This is a genomic window from Nonomuraea sp. B208 (assembly GCF_057536035.1).
This window is the reverse complement of sequence record NZ_BAAJOU010000010.1, coordinates 225,972-244,195: the sequence shown is the minus strand read 5'-3', so window position 1 is coordinate 244,195 and position 18,224 is coordinate 225,972. Positions and strand designations below refer to the sequence as shown.

Below are 18,224 nucleotides of genomic sequence, written 5' to 3'. Positions count from 1 at the left end.
GGGGCTCACGTCCGTTCGACGCCGATGGTGATCTCGTTGCCGAGGCGGCGGCCGGTCAGCAGCTCCAGGTCGTCGCCGCTCCAGAAGCGGCCCGGGTCGTACCAGTTGGGGCGGCGGCCGGCGGGCAGCAGGCCCATCTCCTCGTACGTGGCCGCCACGACCTCCGCGCAGTAGGCGCTCTCCAGCGCCATCCCCTGCCGGGCCCGCCACGGGACGCGGCCGCGGAACCACCGGCCGGCCAGCCGGGCCGTGGAGGGGAACGGCGTGCCGTCCAGCCGGGCGACCGTGCGCAGCGCGGCGTCCTCCATCTCCGGCGTGACCTCGGGTTCGAGCTGGCGCAGCCAGGGGCGCTGGCCGTATCTGCCGACCCACGTGGTGACGGCCGCACGCAGGTCGTGCAGCTGCACGCCGCGATGGTGCTCGCCGGCCCACAGGTCGGGCAGCGACCGGCCGAGCTCGGCGTGCCACATCATGGGCGGGAGGTCCTCGATCACGATGGCCATGCCCACGTGGTTGACCGGGCTGTTGGTCACCGTCTGGATGGCGCGGTCGGGCACCGAGCGGCCGCGGAAGATCCACAGATCGCCGGTGCGCGTCACCTTGACGGCCTCGTCGAGTGTCAGCACATCGCTAGCCTAGGCACTATGCGCAAGCGGCGGTGGTGGAAGGTGCTCGGGCTGGCCGGGGTCATGGGCGTGGCGGCGACCGGGGTGGTGGTCGCCCGCGCCGAGCGGCGGCGGCGCGCGTACACGCCCGAGGAGATCAGGGCCAAGCTCAAAGAGCGGGTCGAGGGGCAGGATCAGGCCGAGGGCCTCAGGTCGTAGACGAAGACGACGTCGGAGTACGCCGGGTTGTCCACATAACCCTGGATGCTGCCGAGGTAGGCGCGCTGGTAGTTGGTCACCCACGGCAGCGCCACGGCCGCCCGCTGGTCCAGCACGCGGCGGGTGGCCTGCTCGTACGCCCGCTGCGCCGCGGGCGGGTCGGTCACGGTCAGCTCGGCCACGGTGTCGAGCAGCGCGTCCAGCTCGTCGTCCTTGAGATAGGACAGGTTGAACACCGGCGGCTCGCCGCTGTGGAAGACGTTGCCGAAGTAGGAGTAGCCGTCGGCGTAGTCGGGCCACCAGTACATGACGAAGATGTCCTGGCCGCGCCGCTTGCCCAGCTCCCACTGGTCGTTCCACGGCATGGCGGTGGCCTGGACGGTGACGTTGAGCGGCTTCAGCGTGGCCTCCAGGTGGGTGGCGAGCAGCCGCCAGTCGGTGTCGCCCTCCCCGTACGTCAGCCGCAGCCGCAGCGGCCGCCCGCCGGGCCCGTAACCGGCCAGGCGCAGCAGCCGTTCGGCGGCGGCGAGGTCCTGCTTGGGCTCGCGGCCGGGTACGTGGCCCATCAGCCCTTCGGGGATGACCCCGCTGGTGGGCGAGCCGGCGCCCTTGAGGTCCTTGATCAGGCCGCGGTAGTCGATGGCCTTCTGTACGGCGCGGCGCACCCGTACGTCCTTCATCGGCCCTTGCGCGGTGTTGAACAGCAGCATCGCGGTCTGGAACGACGGCCGCTCGGAGGTGCGCACGCCGGGCGTGGCCGACGCCCTGGAGAACAGGCGGGGGTTGAGCCGCTCGACGAAGTCGGCCTCGCCGCGCTGCAGGAGCTGCCAGGCACGGTCGGGGTCGGGCACGACCCGGTACTTGACCATGTTGTAGTGGGGTTTGTTCCACCCGCCCCAATACTTGTCGTACGCCTTGAGCGTGAGCTCCTCCTCCTTGTCCTTCTGCCACCGGGCCACGGTGTACGGCCCGGTGCCGGCGTCCCTGCCCTGCTGGAACCAGGCGGTGAGGTCGGGGGCGGCCTTGGTGTCGTAGATGTAGGCGGCGTACCCGGCGGAGGCGACCAGGTCCAGCGGCACCGGGTACTTGAGCGTGAACGTCACCGTGGACGGCCCGTCGGCCCGGATCGAGGAGACGGCGTCCCAGATGTAGGAGGCGCCGGCCTTGGTGGCCATCGTGCGCTCGATGGACGCCTTGACCGCGTCGGCGTCGAGCGGGCGGCCGGTGTGGAAGGTCACGCCGGTGCGGAGGTTGAACGTCCAGGTGCGGCCGTCGGCCGAGGCGCGCCAGGAGGTGGCGAGGCGCGGGGTGGACTTCTTCGTCACGGGATTCCAGAACGTGAGCGTCTCGTAGATGTTCTGGAAGGCGATGAGTTCGTTGGAGTAGGACTTTCCCGGGTCCCATTCGGTGATGACGTCCAGATTTCTCACCTGGACGAACGTCGACTCGCCCGCGGGGGCGCGGGCCGGCTCGGGAGGTGAGGAGCAGGCCGCGAGGAGCGCCAGCGCGGCGGCCGCGGCGAGACGACGGCGCAACGCATCTCCCTCTGTCAGCGACCTCTCAGCGACGTACTCGGGAAACCTACTCCAAGATCATGAAGACCGGCGACACGTGCCCAAAAGTCCCGAAAAATTGGGCAATTCAGTGATCGCGTTGCTATTCTCAGGGCCTGTCCCGTCCAGGGTTGCCACCAGGGGACCAGGACCGGAGTGAGGTGCCATGGGTCGTAGCCGGACGATCCGCATGAAGATCATCGGACTGCTGCTGGTGCCACTGGCCTCCATGGTGGTGTTGTGGGGAGTCATCACCGCCGTCACGGCGACCGAGAGTTTGGAGCTGCGCGAATACAAAACGGTCTGGACGAACCTGCGCCTTCCCGCGTACAAACTGATCAGCGAGATTCAGCGTGAGCGTCTGGTCTCGGCGAAGCTCCTGCGCCACACGGCCGGCCCCGCCGCCGTGGCCGCGCAGCGCAACCGCACCGACGCGGCAAGGGACACGTTCCGGCAGCTCTCCAGCACATCCAAGAACCGATCGGAAGAGATCCGCACACAGGTGGACGCGGTGGACACGCAGCTCGACAGGCTCGACGCGATCCGAGGAGAGATCGACGCGGGCCTGTCCGACCGTCTGCACACCGTGGAGTCGTACAGCGCGATCATCGACACGATCTTCAGCCTGCACCGGCACGTCGCCCTCATCGACGACATCCCCATCTACGAGCAGTCGCGCGTGATCATCGACCTCGGCTTCGCCAAGGAGCTGCTGACCAGGGAGCAGGCCATCGCGCTCGGGCCGGTCACCGAGACCGAGCGCAGGCTGTTCACCCAGATCGTCGGCAACCGGCGCTTCCTCGTCGACCAGTCGCTGAGCGAGCTCGACCGGCCGCTGCGCGACGCCGACGTCGCCCTCATCTCCTCCCCCGCCTACCAGCGGATGCGGATGATGGAGGACCAGATCATCGCGGGCCGCACGCCCAAGAGCTGGCTGGCCACGACGGAGGCGCTGGCGAAGTCGTTCCAGGAGTCGCTCATGCGGGCCAGCGCGACGCTGAACGCCCGCGCCGAGCCGATCGCCGACGAGGTGCTGCGCCGGGCGTTCATGCTGGCCGGGCTCTGCCTGGCGCTGGTGGTCGTGTCGATCGCGTTCTCGCTGCGGATGGGCAACCGGCTGTCGAAGGAGCTGGGCGCGCTCCGGCTGGCCGCGCTGGAGGTCGCCCAGGAGCGGCTGCCCCAGGTGGTGGCCAAGCTGCGCAAGGGCGAGACGGTCGAGCTGCCCGAGGTGTCGGTGCCGAGCACCACCACCGAGATCGACGACGTCGGGCAGGCGTTCTCCACCGTCCAGCAGACCGCCGTCGAGGCCGCGGTCGGCCAGGCGCAGCTCAGGGAGGGCGTCCGGCACGTCTTCCGCAACCTGGCCAGGCGCAGCCAGGCCCTCCTGCACCGCCAGCGCATCCAGCTCCAGGACATGCAGCACCGGGCGACCGAGCCGGACGCTCTGGAGGACCTGTTCAAGCTCGACCACCTCACCACCCGCATGCGCCGCCACGCGGAGGGCCTGATCATCCTGTCCGGCGCCATCCCGGGCCGCGGCTGGAGCAGGCCGGTGCCGCTGCTCGACGTGGCGCGCGGCGCGGCGGCCGAGGTGGAGGACTACCAGCGGGTCACCGTCGAGCCGATGCCGGCCGAGCGCCTCGCCGGGCCGGTGGTCGGCGACGTGATCCACCTGATCGCCGAGCTCATCGAGAACGCGACCGTCTACTCCCCCGACAAGACGCAGGTCATCGTGCGCGGGGAGAAGGCCGCGCGCGGCTTCGTCTTCGAGGTCGAGGACCGCGGGTTCGGGATGAGCCCCGAGGAGCTGGCCGAGTACAACGAGCGGCTGGCCAGCCCGCCCGAGTTCGACCTGGCCGACAGCGACCGGCTGGGCCTGTTCGTCGTCTCGCGCCTGGCCGCCAGGCACGACATCCGCGTGACGTTGCGCGGTTCACCATATGGAGGGACCACCGCGATCGTGTTGATCCCGGAAGAGCACGTGGCAGAGCCCGAGGCTCCCGCCGAGGAGCCCAGACGCCCCATGCGGGTGGTGCGCAGTGAGTGACGAGCGCTGGCTGGACGAGGACGCCGGTCCGATCGTCCCCGCCTATCTGCTGACCCGGGGCCGTACGGTGCCCGCGAGCGAGGCCATCGACCTCATCGCGGTGATCATCACCGCCGGCGGCCTCACCGCGCCCGTGGGCCTCGGCCCCGAGCACCTGATCATCCTGCAGAAGTGCACCAAGCCCACTCGCCTCGTGGACGTGGCCGCCGAGCTCAACCTGCCCATCGGCGTGGTCCGCGTGCTGGTCGGCGACCTGTACGCGCAGGAACTCGTCCAGGTCGAGCACCCGCCCCCCGCACCGGACGCGAAGGTCCTGCTGGAGGTCATCAGCGGCCTGAAGGCTCTCTGAGCGGAGGCTGCCCGAGGACGTCCGCCGCGCGGTGACAGGCCGCCTGGCGGCCGTCCGTGACCTCGCGGAGTTCCGGGGTGCGCTCGCACTCCGCGACGGCGAGCGGGCAGCGCAGCCGGTACGGGCAGCCGGTCGCCGCCGGGACGGCCTCCGTGTGGCCGGTCGCGGCCGGTGGCGGCCCGCCGAGGCGGGGGACCGCGTCGCGCAGGGCCAGCGTGTACGGATGCGCCGGCCGGGCCAGCAGCTCCGCCGTCGGCCCCGACTCCACCACCCGGCCGGCGAACAGCACGTACGAGGTCCGGCAGAGCCGCCGCACGACCGCGAGGTTGTGCGTGATGAGCAGCCGCTCGGCGTCCAGCCCGGCGAGCAGATCGAGGATCCGCGCCTGGACCGTCACGTCGAGCGCGCTGGTCGGCTCGTCGAGGATGAGCAGGCGGGGGCCGACCGCGAGGGCGCGGGCGATCACCACCCGCTGCCGCTGGCCGCCGGAGAGCTGATGGGGCCGGCGGGCGGCGAGCGCCGGGTCCAGGCCGACCTGTTCCAGCAGCTCCCCCACGCGGGCCCGCTCGCGGCGCGGCAGCGCCTCGGCGACGGACGCGCCGATCCGCATGCGCGGGTCGAGCGCCTCGGCCTGGAAGACGGGCTGGACGTCCTTCCTGAACCTGCGCGGGTCGGCCTCGCGCAGGGGCCGGCCTCCGTACACGATGTCGCCGGACATCGGCTTGAGCAGGCCGAGGAACGCCCGCGCCAGCGTCGTCTTGCCCGATCCGCTCTCCCCGATCAGGCCGACGCCGCCCTCGGTGAGGTCGAGGCTGACGTCGTGGACGACGGGGCGCCCGCCGTACCCGAGGGTGACGCGCTCGGCCCTCAGCATGGTCATGGCAGCGCCTCCAGGAGCTCGCGCGTGTACGGATGGGCCGGCGCGGCCAGCACCGCCGCGGCCGGTCCCGACTCGACCACCGCGCCGTCCTTCATCACCAGCACCCGGTCGGCGATCGTGGACACCAGGGCGAGGTCGTGCGAGACGAGCAGGAGCGCGAGGCCGCGTTCGGCCCGCAGCCGGCGCAGCACGGCGACCACCTCGGCCTGTACGGTCACGTCGAGCGCGCTGGTCGGCTCGTCGGCGAGGACGACCTCCGCGCCGAGCGCGATGGCGAGCGCGATGGCGAAGCGCTGGGCCTGCCCGCCGGAGATCTCGTGCGGGTAGCGGCGCAGCAGCCCGGGGTCGAGCAGCACCGCCCGCATGGCCTCGGCCATGGCCGCGTCCGTCGCCTCCCTGCCGTGCAGCCGCAGCGCGCGGCGCATGAGGACGCCGAGCCGGGTCGCGGGGGCGAGCGCGGCCTGCGGCGACTGGATGACCAGCGCCGCCCGCGCGCCGCGCAGCTCGCGCAGCCGGCGCGGCGGGGCGGTCATGACGTCCACGCCGCAGACGGTGACGCGCCCGCTCACCTCGGCGTCCGTGAGGAGGCCGAGCAGCGCGAGCAGCGTCGTGGACTTGCCCGACCCGCTCTCCCCCACGATCGCCACGCACTCGCCCGCGCCCACGTCCAGCTCGGGCACGTCGGCGACGACGCGCCCGGCGTAGCTCACCCTGAGCTCGCGCACCTCGATCACTTGACCACCCTCCGCGGGTCGAGCGCGTTGCGCAGCCCCTCGCCGAGCACGTTGAACGCGAACGCCGTCACCAGGATCGCCAGCCCCGGGAAGGTCACCATCCACCAGCTCGTGGTGAAGTACGTCTGCCCCTGCTGCACCATGAGCCCCCATTCGGCGGTCGGCTCCTGCGCGCCCAGCCCGAGGTACGACAGCGCCGCCGAGGTCAGGATCACCCCGCCCGCGTCCAGCGACATCTGGACCAGGACGGGGGTGAGCGAGTTCGGCAGCACGTGCCGCAGCACGATCAGCGGCGCGGGCACGCCGAGGCAGCGGGCGGCGTCCACGTAGCCGCGCGTCGCGATCGAGGCGGCCGTGGAGGCGGCCAGGCGGGCGTACCAGGGCCACCAGGTCACCGCGATGGCCAGCACGACCGTGTTGACGCTCGGCGGCAGCACGACCGCGAGGGCCAGCGAGAGCAGCAGCGCGGGGAAGGCCAGGAACACGTCCGTGATCCGCATGATCACGTCGCGCGCCCAGCCGCCCGCGTAGCCGGCGACCATGCCGAGCGTCACCCCGGCCGTGGCCGAGACCGCGAGCACGGCGACGGCGATGAACAGCGAGGTGCGGGCGCCGTACAGGATCTGGCTGAGCACGTCACGACCGACGTTGTCGGTGCCGAACCAGTGGGCGCCGCTCGGCGGCAGCAGCGACTCCAGGGGCCGGGGGTCGGCGTCGTACGGCGCCAGCCAGGGCGCGAGGATCGCGGCCAGCACGAGGAGCACGACGACGGCCGCGCCGAACGCGGCGAAGCGGTCGGGGATCCTGGGCAGCCAGCGCCGCCTCATCGGGCCCTCACCCGGGGGTCAACGACGCCCTGGAGCAGGTCCACGACCAGGTTGGCCAGCGTGTACACGAGCGCGACCAGCAGCGTCACGCCCGCGATGGCCGGGGTGTCGCGCGCCTTGATCGACTCGGCGGCGTAGCGGCCCAGGCCCGGCCAGTTGAAGACCGCCTCGACCAGGAAGCCGTTGACGATCGAGTACGCGAACACCAGCGCCACGATCGACAGCACCGGCGCCAGCGACGGCCGCAGCGCGAACCTGGTCAGCACGGCCGTCTCGCCGAACCCGAGTGCCCGCTCCATCCGCGCGTGGTCCTGGCCGGACTCCTCGATGAGCGCCGCCCGGGTCATCTGGGCGATGACGCCGGTGGGATAGGCGGCCACGACGAGCGCGGGCAGCACCAGGTGCTGGAGGGTGCTGGTGAGGATGGGCCAGTTGCCGGTGATGAGGGCGTCGACGACCGTGATGTTGGTCCAGAGGGTGAGCGGGCTCGTGGTGTCGAGCGAGGAGTCGTACTCGCCGGCGATCGGGAACCAGCCCAATTTGCTCGCGAAGACCAGTTGCAGGGTGAGCGCCAGCCAGAAGACCGGCACGGACACCGCGAGCATGCTGGTGAAGCGCACGCCGAGGTCAGGCAGCCGCCGGTTGTGGCGGGCGGCGAGCACGCCGACCGGGACGCCCACGACGATCGCCAGCGCCAGCGCCGCGCCGACCAGCTCCAGCGAGGCGGGGAAGGCGAGGTAGAGGTCGTCGCGGACCGGCTGGCGGGTGCGCAGGCTGGTGCCCCAGTCGCCGGTGAGCAGGTCGCGCACGTACGCGACGAGCTGCGCGGGCAGCGGCTCGTCCAGCCCGAACCGCTCACGGACCTCGGCGAGCTGCTCGGGCGTGGCCTTCGGCCCGGCGTAGGCGACCGCCGGGTCGCCGGGCACGAGCCTCATGACGGTGAAGGTGAGCACGACCACGCCGGCCACGACCAGGAGGGCCTGGCCGAGCCGGCGGGCCAGATGGCGTGCCATGGGTCAGGCTGCGCGCTTCAGGTCGTAGAAGAAGACCACGTTGGGATAGGCGGGGTTGTCCACATATCCCTCGACGTCCGCGGAGAGCGCCCGCTGGTAGGTCTGCACGTACGGCACCGCGACCGCCGCCCGCTCCTCGATGATCTTCCGCTGCAGGTCCTGGTAGGTCTCGTCGGCGCGGACCTGGTTGGTGGCCGTGAGCTCGGGCAACGCGTCGATGCCCGCGTCGATCTGCGCGTCCTTCAGGTACGACAGGTTGAACTGCGGCTCGTCGGCGCTCTTGAACACGTTGAGGAACCAGGAGTAGGCGTCCGGGTAGTCCGGATACCAGTACATGACGAAGACGTCCTGGCCGCGCTTCTTGCCGAGGTCCCACTGCGCGTTCCAGGTCATGGGCCGGGCCTGGAGCGTGACGTTGAGCTTCTTCAGCGCCGAGCTGAGCAGCGTGACCAGGAGCTTCTGGTCGTCGTCGCCCTGGGCGTAGGTGAGGCTCAGCTTGAGCTCGGGGTTGTCGGGGCCGTAGCCGGCCTCCTCCAGGAGCTGCCTGGCCTTGTCCAGGTCCTGCTTGGGCTGCATGCCGGGAACGTGGCCGAGCAGGCCGTCCGGCACCAGGCCGCTGGCCTTCTGCCCGGAGCCCTTGAGCGCCGCCACCAGGCCGTCGTAGTCGATGGCGGCCTGCAGCGCCTTGCGCACCCGCTCGTCCTTGGCCGGGCCGGAGGCGGTGTTGAACAGCACGAGCAGGTTCTGGAACGACGGCGACTGCGAGGTGCGCACCCCGTCCGTCGCGCCGGCCTGCTGGAAGAGCTGCGGGTTGAGCCGCTGGACGAAGTTGACCTCGCCCTTCTGCAGGAGCTGCCAGGCGGTGGTGATCTCCGGGGTGACGCGGAAGGCGACCTTCTTGTACTGGTCGGGCTGCCAGCCGCCCCAGTAGTCCTCGTACGCCTTCAGCGTGAGCTCGGTCTCCTTGCCCTTCTGCCAGCTGTCGATCGTGTACGGCCCGGTGCCGGCGTCCTTCTTGCCGTCGGGGTCCACGGCGCCGACGTCGTAGATGTAGGCGGCGTAGCCGGAGGAGGCGATGAGGTCGAGCGGGGCCGGGTACTTCAGGGTGAACTTGAGCGTCTTGTCGTCCAGGGCGTCGATCTTGTCCACGGCGTCCCAGATGTAGGCCGCGCCGCCCTTCTTGTCGATCGTCCGCTCGATGGCCTTCTTCGCGGCCTCGGCCGTCAGCGGCTTGCCGGAGTGGAAGGTGACGCCGGGGCGCAGCTCGAACGTCCACTCCTTGCCGCCGGCCCCTGCGGTCCACTTCAGCGCGAGGCGCGGCTCGGCCTTCTGGGTCCGCGCGTCGTAGCGGGTCAGGCCCTCGTAGATGTTCGACAGCGCGACGATCTCGTTGGAGTAGGACGTCGCCGGGTCCCAGTCGGTGACGACGTCGAGGTTGGGGACGTAGACGAACGTGCTGTCGTTCGCCGGGCCGTCGGACGGGGCACTCTGGCTCTGGCCGGTGCCGCTCTGCTGGGGCGCGGGTGTGCCGCCGGCGCCGCGCACCTGACCGCCCGCGCAGGCGGACGCGGTCAGGGCGAGGACACCGGTCACACCGGCGACGAGCAGACGCTTGTGCCAGCGCATGTGGGGGGATCCTTCCGTTCTGTCACCGGGCGAGGGGTCCGGCTGCTTTGACGTGTACCCGCACGGCGGGCTCGGAGAGGTAGCTCAGCGGCACCTCCAGGAGATCGACGATCTCCACGAGGGAAGGGTCCGCCCCCGCCGCCACGGCTCGGGCCGCCGCCTCCTCCTTGGCCCTTTCGATGGCCTTTGTCCGGCTATCTCCCGCAGGCAAGATCGTATCGACTCTGCCGCTCGCCAGCGCGATCGCGGCCCCCACGGCGTTGGCCACCTCGGCGTGCTCCGGGCGGATCAGCTCGCCCGCGCCGGGCACCCTGGCCGGCAGCACGAACGCCCCGCCACCCACCGCGACCAGCGGCCGGTCGGCCCGGCCCAGCGCCATGCGGTCCACGGCGTCGGCGACCAGCTCGTCGGCGGCCGCCACCGCCCTTTGCAGCATGTCGGCGATTGCTTCCGAGATGTCAAGCCGCCAGCCGGGATCGTCCGGCGGGATGCGGCCGGCGGCCACGGCGGCGTCGGTCATGGTCGGGGTGGCCCCGCCGAACACCAGGGCCTCCTCCGCGATGCGGTAGCCGACCGAGTCGGGGCCGAGGCCGCGCTCCCGCACGACCGTGCCGCCGCCGAGCGCGATGGCCAGGATGTCCGGCATGCGGAAGTTGGTGAGCACGCCGCCGATCTCGACCGCCGCCGCCGACTCCCGGGGGAAGCCGCCGGCCAGCACGCCGAGGTCGGTGGAGGTGCCGCCGACGTCCACGACGATCGCGTCCGCCGCGCCCGACAGGTACGCCGCCCCGCGCAGCGAGTTCGCCGGGCCGGAGCCGATCGTGGCGACCGGCAGGCGGGCGGCGTGCTCCAGCGTCATGAGCGTGCCGTCGTTCTGCGCCAGGTAGGGGCGGGCGCCGAGACCGCGTTCGGCCAGCGCGGCGACCAGCGCGCCCGTCACGTCGGCGGCGACCCCGTACAGCGCGGCGTTGAGCACGGTCGCGTTCTCGCGTTCGAGCAGGCCGAGTGAGCCGATCTCGTGGCTGAGCGAGACCGGCAGGCCGTACTCGTCCCTGACCAGCTCCCCCACCAGCCGCTCGTGCTCGCCGCTCGCCGGGCTGAACACGCCGGTGACCGCCACCGCCTCCGCCTCGACCGCGTCGAGGAAGCGGCGTACGGCGTCGAGATCGGGGCGGGCCAGCTCGCGGCCGTCCACGTAGTGGCCGCCGGGCAGCACCGCCTCGCCCGCCGAGACGGCCTTGCGCAGGTCGTCCGGCCAGCCGGACAGCGGCGGGACGCCGGTCGTGGCGGGCGCGCCGAGCCGCAGCACCGCGACCCGGCCGAGGTTGCGCCGCTCCAGGATGGCGTTGGTGGCGTGCGTGGTGCCGAGCATGACGCGGCCGATCCGCTCCCGCGACTCGCCCAGGGGGGCGAGCACCGCGTCGAGCGCGGCCCGCAGGCCCGTCGTCACGTCCGGGGTGGTCGGCCGCTTGGCCTTGGCGATCACCCGTCCGTCGCCGTCGAGCACCACCGCGTCGGTGTTGGTCCCGCCGACGTCGATCCCCACCCGCAGGTCAGACATGGGCGCTCAGCTCCTCCACCGGGACGTAGTCGAGCTCGTAGCCGAAGGCGCGCGGCCCGGCCGTCTCCAGCCCCTTGGGGGTACGCCAGAGAGGGTCGCACGGCCAGGCGAGCACCGTCACGCGCTGGCCGTAGCGCAGGCCCTCGGTCTGGATCGCGGCGGCGGTCTCGGTGTCCACGACCGTGATCAGGTCGGGCACCATCGCGAGCGGCCGGCCGTCCTCGATCGCGACCAGGTTCTCGTTCTGCAGCTCCAGCGTGAGCGTGCGGCCCCGGTCGTCGCCGGTGCCCTCGACCGTGGCCGTGCCCCGGACGAACCCGCCCGTCGTGCGCCGCTCCACGTCGGTCAGCTTGCCGGTGACCAGACGGGCGGCGCCGAGCCTGCTCTGGAGCGCGCCCAGCGGGTCGGGGACGCCCTCGGTGGCCCTGCCGACCTCCAGCGCGTACGTGACCGTGCCCTCGATCACCGCGCCCCGCGCGCCGGCGGCGGTGAGCACGTAGTCGGCCATCAGCGCGGACGAGCCCGCGGCCACGCACACCGCCCGCGCCAGGCGCTCGGACCACAGGCCGTCCACCGGGCGGATGGTGACCACGTTGCCCTGCACGTCGGACATGATCACCAGGTCGGCCGGGAGGCCGGCGACGTACATGGAGACCATCTGGACCTCGGGGAAGGCCCGGCCCATGCCGTCGGCGTCGAGCAGCGGCAGGCCGAGCTGGGCGGCCCAGGCGACCGGGATGACGCCGTTGGAGCCGCCGATCTCGGAGGACATGACGGCGCTCGGCGGGCGGCCGAAGATCCGCTCGACCTCCTCGGCGACGCGCCGGGGCTCGTCCTCGCTGTGGATCATCTCGTGGCTGACGGTCGGCGCGCCGATGCCGGACAGCGGCACCACCAGGGCGTCGTCCGGCAGATCGGCCAGGCTGACCAGGGGGACGGGGCCGTATTCGCGGATGGCCCGGACGGCGGCCAGCGACCCGGTGCGGACGTCTCCCCCGCCGCCGGTGCCGAGAACGGCGCAGCCCCGGGCGAGAGCCGGGATATCGCTCACATCAATGCTCATTTGGCGACACAACCAACCACACCGCCGCTGCTTTCGCCAGTCGGGCAGGTGCCGGCCGTACTCTTTGGGAACGACTCTGGAGAAACGACGGGCGGAGGCGTGGATGCGGATCTCTGTGGCCGCCGACAGCAGGGACGGCGTGGCCGAGCGGGTGGTGACGGAGCTGCGCGGGCGCGGCCACGAGGTGATCACGCACGGCGCGCTCGACGACGGAGAGCGCGACGACTGGGCGTGGGCCTGCGAGCTCGCCGCCCGCGACGTCGCCGAGGGCCGCGCCGAGCAGGCCGTCGTGTGCTGCTGGACCGGCACCGGCGCCTCCATCGCCGCGAACAAGGTCCCCGGCGTGCGCGCCGCCCTCTGCGTCGACGCCTACACCGCCGACGGGGCCCGCAAGTGGAACGACGCCAACGTGCTCGCCCTGAGCCTGCGCCTCACCTCCGACGTGGTGCTCGGCGAGATCCTCGACGCCTGGCTCGCCGGCCGCCCCAGCGACGACCCCGCCGACCGGGCCAACATCTCCCACCTGGAGCAGATGTGACCGCCGGCCCGTCCGGTCACCGCGGCGGCCGGGAAAACGTCACCGGCGGCGTCTAGGGTGCTGGCATGAGCGACGTGCTCCTGCGCGGCGGGCTCCCCTGGGGGCTCGGGTCGCCCGCCGACCTCCTCGTCCGCGACGGCCTGATCCACGAGGTCGGCCCCGATCTCGACGCGCCCGGCGCGCGGGTGGCCGACATCACCGGGCAGCTCGTCCTGCCCGGCCTGGTCGAGGCGCACTGCCACCTCGACAAGACCCTCTACGGCGGCCCGTGGGTGCCCCACTCCGCCGACGACACCCTCACCGGCCGCATCGGCAACGACCTCGGCCGCCGGGCCGAGCTCGGCGTGCCCGACGCCGGGCGCATCACGGCCCTGCTGGAGCGCATGAGCGCGGCCGGCACCACCCACGTGCGCACGCACACCGACATCGACCCGCAGGTCGGGCTGCGCGGCGTGGAGGCCGTGCGCGAGGCCGCCGCCCGCGTGCCCGTCGAGGTGCGCCAGGTCGCCTTCCCGCAGCACGGCGTGCTGACCAACCCGGGCACGGCCGAGCTGCTGGAGGAGGCGCTCAAGAGCGGCGTGGAGGCGGTCGGCGGGCTCGACCCCGCGGGCATCGACCGCGACCCGGTGCGCCACCTCGACGTGATCTTCGGCCTGGCCGAGCGCTACGGCGCCCACGTCGACATCCACCTGCACGACGGCGGCACGCTCGGCGGCTGGGAGCTGGAGCTGATCATCGAGCGCACCAAGGCGCTCGGGCTGGGCGGGCGGGTGGCGGTGAGCCACGCCTACGCGCTGGGCCAGCTCGGCGAGGCCGCCCAGGACCGGCTGGTCCAGGGGCTGGCCGAGGCGGGCGTGGCCCTGGTCACCGCGGCGGTCTACGACTTCCCGGTGCCGCCGGTCAAGAAGCTGCGGGCGGCGGGCGTCACGCTCGCCTGCGGGCACGACGGCATCCGTGACCTCTGGGGGCCGTACGGCAGCGGCGACCTGCTGGAGCGGGCCATGCACCTCGCCTACCGCAGCACCTTCCGCAGGGACGAGGACATCGAGCTGGCGCTGGAGGCGGCCACCACGGGCGGCGCCCGCCTGCTCGGGCTGCGGGGCTACGGGCTGAAGCCGGGCGACCGGGCCGACCTCGTCGTGCTGCCGTGCGGCGGCGCGGCGGAGGCCGTGGTCGTTCACCCTGCGCGCACTCTGGTCATGAAGGACGGCGCAGTCCTGCACAATTGACCGGCGGGACCATCGAAAGGCAGGCAAGTGCTCTCTATTCACCAGCGGATCGCCGCGGAGCTCGGCGTACGCGACGGCCAGGTGCAGGCGGCCGTCGAACTGCTCGACGGCGGCGCGACCGTGCCGTTCATCGCGCGCTACCGCAAGGAGGTCACCGGCGCGCTCGACGACGCCCAGCTGCGCACGCTGGAGGAGCGGCTGCGCTACCTGCGCGAGCTGGAGGAGCGCCGCACCGCGATCCTGGAGTCCATCGAGTCCCAGGGCAAGCTCGACGACGCGCTGCGCGAGCAGATCATGGCGGCCGAGACCAAGGCCCGCCTGGAGGACATCTACCTGCCCTACAAGCCCAAGCGGCGCACCAAGGCGCAGATCGCCCGCGAGCTCGGGCTGGAGCCGCTGGCCGACCGGCTGCTCGCCGACCCGTCCCTCGACCCGGCCGCCGAGGCCGCGGGCTTCGTCACCGAGGGCGTGGCCGACGCGGGCGCGGCCCTGGAGGGCGCGCGGGCCATCCTCATCGAGCGTTTCGCCGAGGACGCCGACCTCATCGGCGGCCTGCGCGAGCAGCTGTGGACGCGCGGCCGGCTCGTGTCCAAGGTCCGCGAGGGCAAGGAGGAGGCGGGGGCCAAGTTCTCCGACTACTTCGAGTTCGGCGAGCCGTTCACCAAGCTGCCCTCCCACCGCATCCTGGCGATGTTCCGCGGCGAGAAGGAAGAGATCCTCAGCGTCACGCTGGAGCCCGACGACAGCCCCGACTACGAGCTGCGCATCGCCTCCCGGTTCGGCATCTCCGACCAGGGCCGGCCGGCCGACAAGTGGCTCAACGACACCGTGCGCTGGGCCTGGCGCACCCGCATCCTCGTCCACCTGGGCATCGACCTGCGGATGCGGCTCTGGCAGGCGGCCGAGGACGAGGCGGTGCGGGTCTTCGCCGCCAACCTGCGCGACCTGCTGCTCGCCGCGCCGGCCGGCACCCGTACGACGATGGGGCTCGACCCCGGCCTGCGCACCGGCGTGAAGGTCGCCGTGGTCGACGCCACCGGCAAGGTCGTCGACACCGCCACCATCTACCCGCACGAGCCCAAGCGCCAGTGGGACCAGTCGCTCGCCGTGCTCGGCGCGCTCGCGCAGCGGCACGGCGTCGAGCTGATCGCCATCGGCAACGGCACCGCCTCCCGCGAGACCGACAAGCTGGCCGGCGAGCTGTGCAAGCACATGCCGGGGCTCACCAAGATCGTGGTCTCGGAGGCGGGGGCGTCGGTCTACTCCGCCTCGGCCTACGCCTCGCAGGAGCTGCCCGAGCTCGACGTGTCGCTGCGCGGCGCGGTCTCCATCGCCCGCCGGCTGCAGGACCCGCTGGCCGAGTTGGTCAAGATCGACCCCAAGTCGATCGGCGTCGGCCAATACCAGCACGACCTGGCCGAGACCAAGCTGTCGCGCTCGCTCGACGCCGTGGTCGAAGACTGCGTCAACGCGGTCGGCGTCGACGTCAACACCGCCTCGGCGCCGCTGCTCACGCGCGTGTCGGGCATCGGCGCCACGCTCGCGGAGAGCATCGTGCGGCACCGCGACGCCAACGGCCCGTTCCGCACCCGCACCGCGCTCAAGGAGGTGCCGCGGCTCGGCCCGAAGGCGTTCGAGCAGTGCGCGGGCTTCCTGCGCATCCGCGGCGGCGACGACCCGCTCGACGTGTCGAGCGTGCACCCCGAGTCCTACCCGGTGGTCCGCCGCATCCTCGGCTCGGTCAAGACCGACCTCAAGTCGCTGATCGGCAACACCGCCGCCCTGCGCTCGCTGCGTCCTGACGACTTCACCGACGACACCTTCGGCCTGCCGACGGTCACCGACATCCTGCGCGAGCTGGAGAAGCCGGGCCGCGACCCGCGTCCCGCCTTCAAGACCGCCACGTTCAAGGAGGGCGTCGAGAAGATCTCCGACCTGTCGTCCGGGATGATCCTGGAGGGCGTGGTCACGAACGTCGCCGCCTTCGGCGCCTTCGTCGACGTCGGCGTCCACCAGGACGGTCTGGTGCACGTGTCGGCCATGTCCCGCACGTTCGTCAAGGACCCGCGTGACGTGGTCAAGCCCGGGGACATCGTCCGGGTGAAGGTGCTGGACGTCGACATCCCGCGCAAGCGCATCTCCCTGACCCTGCGCCTGGAGGACGACGCCACGGCCCAGTCCGACGGCCCGCGCCGCTCCAACGGCGCCCGGGGTGAGGGCGCCCGAGGGGACGGCGCCCGCGGCGACCGCGCCCGGGGCAACGGCGGACGCGGTGACGGCGCTCGTGGTGACGGCGCCCGCGGCGACCGGGGCCAGGGCGGTCAAGGTGGTCAGGGCGGCCAGGGTGGTCGTGACGGCCGGCGCGGGGGCGACGGCGGACGTGGTGAAGGCGGCCGGGGCCAGGGCGGCCAGCGTGGTGGTGGCGGTCAGCGCCGCCAGAGCCCCGCCCCCACGGGCGCCATGGCCGAAGCCCTCCGCAAGGCGGGCCTCACCGGCGACGACCGCCGCTAGCCGGGACTTGTCCGGGGCGGCCGCTCAACCGATCGCCGGATCTTCCGGACAAGATCCACAATTACCGATTTTTCTAGATCAACAAGCTGTAGCGTGAGTCCATCCGTACGGGCGGCGCGTGCGTCGCCCACAAAGGAAGGACGATGTCATGCGACAGAAAGCCGCACGTTTCGGCGTGACACTGGCCATGGCCGGCGCCCTCACCGCCGGCGCCCTCGCCTCCCCGGCCAGTGCCACGGCCGCGGGCTGGATCCCGTACCAGGCCTTCCGGACGCTCACGAACTGCGTCAAGGCGGGGACGGCCAAGCTCGTCATGGAGAACTACAAGGAGTACGACTGCCGCTGGGACAGCCCGTACTACATGCTCTGGCTGAGGAAGTAGTCGCGCCCCGCCACCCGGGGCGCGACGAGGGCGGCGCGGGGGCTACGGTCGGAGGGTGAGCACTTCGACGTTCAGTACGGCGCTCGCGCAGGCTCGCGACCTGCTCAGGTGGCGTTCCCCGCTCAGGACCGAGCTCTGGGCGGCCCGGCTGACGGCCGAGCTGGAGCCGGGACAGGTGGAGCCGTTCCTCCGCGAGCTGACCGGCGACGGCCGCGCGGAGGCGCGGTTGACGCTCGCGGCCCTGGCCGCGGTGGCGCCCCAGGAGCAGGCAGACGCCGTCCGGGAGCCCGGCGAATCCCCGGGCGGGTCGGTGTTCGGGCGGGCCGCGGAAGGGGCGCTGGAGGCGCTGCCGGGATGGACCCGGCGCATGGGACGGGTGGTCTGCGAAGGCGCCTGGTACGGCAGGGCCGACCCGTACGGCGAGCAGATCCTCGCGGCGCTGAGCTTCCGCTACGAGAACGGCAAGGAGCCGCACGTCCTGGTGGTCGGCATCGACCAGCCGCACGGCGGCCTGGCAGTGGACGCCGTGGTCGAGGAGGTGAAGTTCCTCGACGATCTGGGGCTGGCGGCGGCCGAGCCGGGGGTGGTCGCGGGGCGGATGCTGGACGCGTTCGAGCTGGGTGACCGCCTGCTCGGGGCGGAGGTGGCCGACACCCTGCCGGGCGTAAGGGCGCTGGCAGTGACGCGGGCGCGGGGCGTGCCGGGGCTGGTGCGGGGAGCGGGCGACGACACGGCGGAGCGGTTCGCGGAGCTGGCGGGCCTGCCGGACCTGCCGGGGGCGCGGGAGGCGTTCGGGAAGCTGCGGGAGTTCGTCGGTGACCATCCGCTGTGGTGGAGCCCGGACCGGGCGTCGCGGTTCCTGACCTCGTGGCTGCCGCGCGAGGCGATCCTGTCGGACGCGGCCATCGCCGCGATGCCGGAGGTGGTGCGGGCGTGGACGCGGTTCAACGGTGACCAGCCGGAGGTGTCGCGCCGGATCGACGAGGACGCGCCGCGCCTGGCCGCGCTGATGGCCGACGAATCGCTGGCCGGCCTCGGCAAACGCCTCGCCCGAGCCAGACTCGGCCAGGACCCGCAGGACGGGTGA

17 protein-coding genes are annotated in these 18,224 nt (G+C 72.5%); 8 read left to right on the top strand and 9 right to left on the bottom strand.

Going from position 1 to position 18,224, the window contains the following annotated elements; translation table 11 throughout:
- Nucleotides 1–5: 5 nt before the first annotated feature.
- Complete coding sequence (locus tag AC27IY_RS06740; protein ID WP_487177410.1) at nucleotides 6–626, bottom strand: hypothetical protein; 621 nt, start codon at nucleotides 624–626, stop codon at nucleotides 6–8.
- A gap of 18 nt (nucleotides 627–644) precedes the next feature.
- Between AC27IY_RS06740 and AC27IY_RS06735 the strand changes: the two genes are divergently transcribed.
- Nucleotides 645–824 (top strand): hypothetical protein, encoded by a 180-nt coding sequence (locus tag AC27IY_RS06735; RefSeq protein ID WP_344206732.1) that lies wholly within the window; start codon nucleotides 645–647, stop codon nucleotides 822–824.
- Here AC27IY_RS06735 and AC27IY_RS06730 read toward each other — a convergent pair.
- A complete protein-coding gene (locus tag AC27IY_RS06730) occupies nucleotides 800–2,359 on the bottom strand; it encodes an ABC transporter substrate-binding protein (RefSeq protein WP_487177409.1) in 1,560 nt (519 codons plus the stop codon). The genes AC27IY_RS06735 and AC27IY_RS06730 overlap by 25 nt on opposite strands.
- A 208-nt stretch (nucleotides 2,360–2,567) precedes the next feature.
- Between AC27IY_RS06730 and AC27IY_RS06725 the strand changes: the two genes are divergently transcribed.
- Both AC27IY_RS06725 and AC27IY_RS06720 read left to right on the top strand, forming a co-directional pair.
- Nucleotides 2,568–4,424 (top strand): sensor histidine kinase, encoded by a 1,857-nt coding sequence (locus AC27IY_RS06725; RefSeq protein WP_487177408.1) that lies wholly within the window; start codon nucleotides 2,568–2,570, stop codon nucleotides 4,422–4,424.
- Nucleotides 4,417–4,773 (top strand): DUF742 domain-containing protein, encoded by a 357-nt coding sequence (locus tag AC27IY_RS06720; protein ID WP_329590998.1) that lies wholly within the window; start codon nucleotides 4,417–4,419, stop codon nucleotides 4,771–4,773. The genes AC27IY_RS06725 and AC27IY_RS06720 overlap by 8 nt, the downstream gene beginning before the upstream one ends.
- On the opposite strand, the gene AC27IY_RS06715 is transcribed toward AC27IY_RS06720, so the two are convergent.
- From AC27IY_RS06715 to AC27IY_RS06685, 7 genes are read right to left on the bottom strand one after another with little or no spacing between them, the layout of a single operon-like run.
- Entirely contained in the window at nucleotides 4,751–5,653 is a 903-nt protein-coding gene (locus tag AC27IY_RS06715; RefSeq protein WP_487177407.1) for an ABC transporter ATP-binding protein, read from the bottom strand. The genes AC27IY_RS06720 and AC27IY_RS06715 overlap by 23 nt on opposite strands.
- Nucleotides 5,650–6,387, bottom strand: coding sequence for an ABC transporter ATP-binding protein (locus AC27IY_RS06710; RefSeq protein WP_449953931.1), 738 nt, complete (start codon nucleotides 6,385–6,387; stop codon nucleotides 5,650–5,652). Before AC27IY_RS06710 ends, AC27IY_RS06715 begins: the two co-directional genes overlap by 4 nt.
- The gene (locus AC27IY_RS06705) at nucleotides 6,384–7,214 is read right to left on the bottom strand and encodes an ABC transporter permease (RefSeq protein WP_487177406.1); all 831 of its coding nucleotides are present in this window, start codon (nucleotides 7,212–7,214) and stop codon (nucleotides 6,384–6,386) included. The genes AC27IY_RS06710 and AC27IY_RS06705 overlap by 4 nt, the downstream gene beginning before the upstream one ends.
- Nucleotides 7,211–8,227: an ABC transporter permease gene (locus tag AC27IY_RS06700; RefSeq protein ID WP_364453434.1), complete on the bottom strand. Its 1,017-nt coding sequence runs from the start codon at nucleotides 8,225–8,227 to the stop codon at nucleotides 7,211–7,213. The genes AC27IY_RS06705 and AC27IY_RS06700 overlap by 4 nt, the downstream gene beginning before the upstream one ends.
- A 3-nt stretch (nucleotides 8,228–8,230) precedes the next feature.
- Nucleotides 8,231–9,853, bottom strand: a complete 1,623-nt coding sequence (locus tag AC27IY_RS06695; RefSeq protein WP_487177405.1) for an ABC transporter substrate-binding protein — start codon at nucleotides 9,851–9,853, stop codon at nucleotides 8,231–8,233.
- Nucleotides 9,854–9,875: 22 nt separating this feature from the next.
- Nucleotides 9,876–11,414 (bottom strand): hydantoinase/oxoprolinase N-terminal domain-containing protein, encoded by a 1,539-nt coding sequence (locus AC27IY_RS06690; protein ID WP_487177404.1) that lies wholly within the window; start codon nucleotides 11,412–11,414, stop codon nucleotides 9,876–9,878.
- Nucleotides 11,407–12,465 (bottom strand): S-methyl thiohydantoin desulfurase family protein, encoded by a 1,059-nt coding sequence (locus AC27IY_RS06685; protein WP_487177403.1) that lies wholly within the window; start codon nucleotides 12,463–12,465, stop codon nucleotides 11,407–11,409. The genes AC27IY_RS06690 and AC27IY_RS06685 overlap by 8 nt, the downstream gene beginning before the upstream one ends.
- A gap of 115 nt (nucleotides 12,466–12,580) precedes the next feature.
- Between AC27IY_RS06685 and AC27IY_RS06680 the strand changes: the two genes are divergently transcribed.
- From AC27IY_RS06680 to AC27IY_RS06660, 5 genes are all read left to right on the top strand, one after another.
- Entirely contained in the window at nucleotides 12,581–13,015 is a 435-nt protein-coding gene (locus AC27IY_RS06680) for an RpiB/LacA/LacB family sugar-phosphate isomerase (RefSeq protein WP_344206721.1), read from the top strand.
- 65 nt (nucleotides 13,016–13,080) lie between these two features.
- Nucleotides 13,081–14,244: an amidohydrolase gene (locus tag AC27IY_RS06675; protein ID WP_423475151.1), complete on the top strand. Its 1,164-nt coding sequence runs from the start codon at nucleotides 13,081–13,083 to the stop codon at nucleotides 14,242–14,244.
- Between the two features lie 27 nt (nucleotides 14,245–14,271).
- Nucleotides 14,272–16,755: a Tex family protein gene (locus AC27IY_RS06670; RefSeq protein ID WP_487177402.1), complete on the top strand. Its 2,484-nt coding sequence runs from the start codon at nucleotides 14,272–14,274 to the stop codon at nucleotides 16,753–16,755.
- 148 nt (nucleotides 16,756–16,903) lie between these two features.
- Nucleotides 16,904–17,137, top strand: coding sequence for a hypothetical protein (locus tag AC27IY_RS06665; protein WP_487177401.1), 234 nt, complete (start codon nucleotides 16,904–16,906; stop codon nucleotides 17,135–17,137).
- 55 nt (nucleotides 17,138–17,192) lie between these two features.
- On the top strand, nucleotides 17,193–18,224 hold the full coding sequence (locus tag AC27IY_RS06660; protein WP_487177400.1) for a hypothetical protein: 1,032 nt from the start codon (nucleotides 17,193–17,195) through the stop codon (nucleotides 18,222–18,224).

What these genes read in the sequence shown, in the direction of transcription:
- AC27IY_RS06665 (WP_487177401.1), top strand. Translation starts at nt 16,904, where the DNA reads ATGCGACAGAAAGCCGCACGTTTCGGCGTGACACTGGCCATGGCCGGC.
- AC27IY_RS06695 (WP_487177405.1), bottom strand. Translation starts at nt 9,853, where the DNA reads ATGCGCTGGCACAAGCGTCTGCTCGTCGCCGGTGTGACCGGTGTCCTC.
- AC27IY_RS06675 (WP_423475151.1), top strand. Translation starts at nt 13,081, where the DNA reads ATGAGCGACGTGCTCCTGCGCGGCGGGCTCCCCTGGGGGCTCGGGTCG.
- AC27IY_RS06725 (WP_487177408.1), top strand. Translation starts at nt 2,568, where the DNA reads ATGAAGATCATCGGACTGCTGCTGGTGCCACTGGCCTCCATGGTGGTG.
- AC27IY_RS06690 (WP_487177404.1), bottom strand. Translation starts at nt 11,414, where the DNA reads ATGTCTGACCTGCGGGTGGGGATCGACGTCGGCGGGACCAACACCGAC.
- AC27IY_RS06680 (WP_344206721.1), top strand. Translation starts at nt 12,581, where the DNA reads ATGCGGATCTCTGTGGCCGCCGACAGCAGGGACGGCGTGGCCGAGCGG.
- AC27IY_RS06700 (WP_364453434.1), bottom strand. Translation starts at nt 8,227, where the DNA reads ATGGCACGCCATCTGGCCCGCCGGCTCGGCCAGGCCCTCCTGGTCGTG.
- AC27IY_RS06735 (WP_344206732.1), top strand. Translation starts at nt 645, where the DNA reads ATGCGCAAGCGGCGGTGGTGGAAGGTGCTCGGGCTGGCCGGGGTCATG.
- AC27IY_RS06715 (WP_487177407.1), bottom strand. Translation starts at nt 5,653, where the DNA reads ATGACCATGCTGAGGGCCGAGCGCGTCACCCTCGGGTACGGCGGGCGC.
- AC27IY_RS06705 (WP_487177406.1), bottom strand. Translation starts at nt 7,214, where the DNA reads ATGAGGCGGCGCTGGCTGCCCAGGATCCCCGACCGCTTCGCCGCGTTC.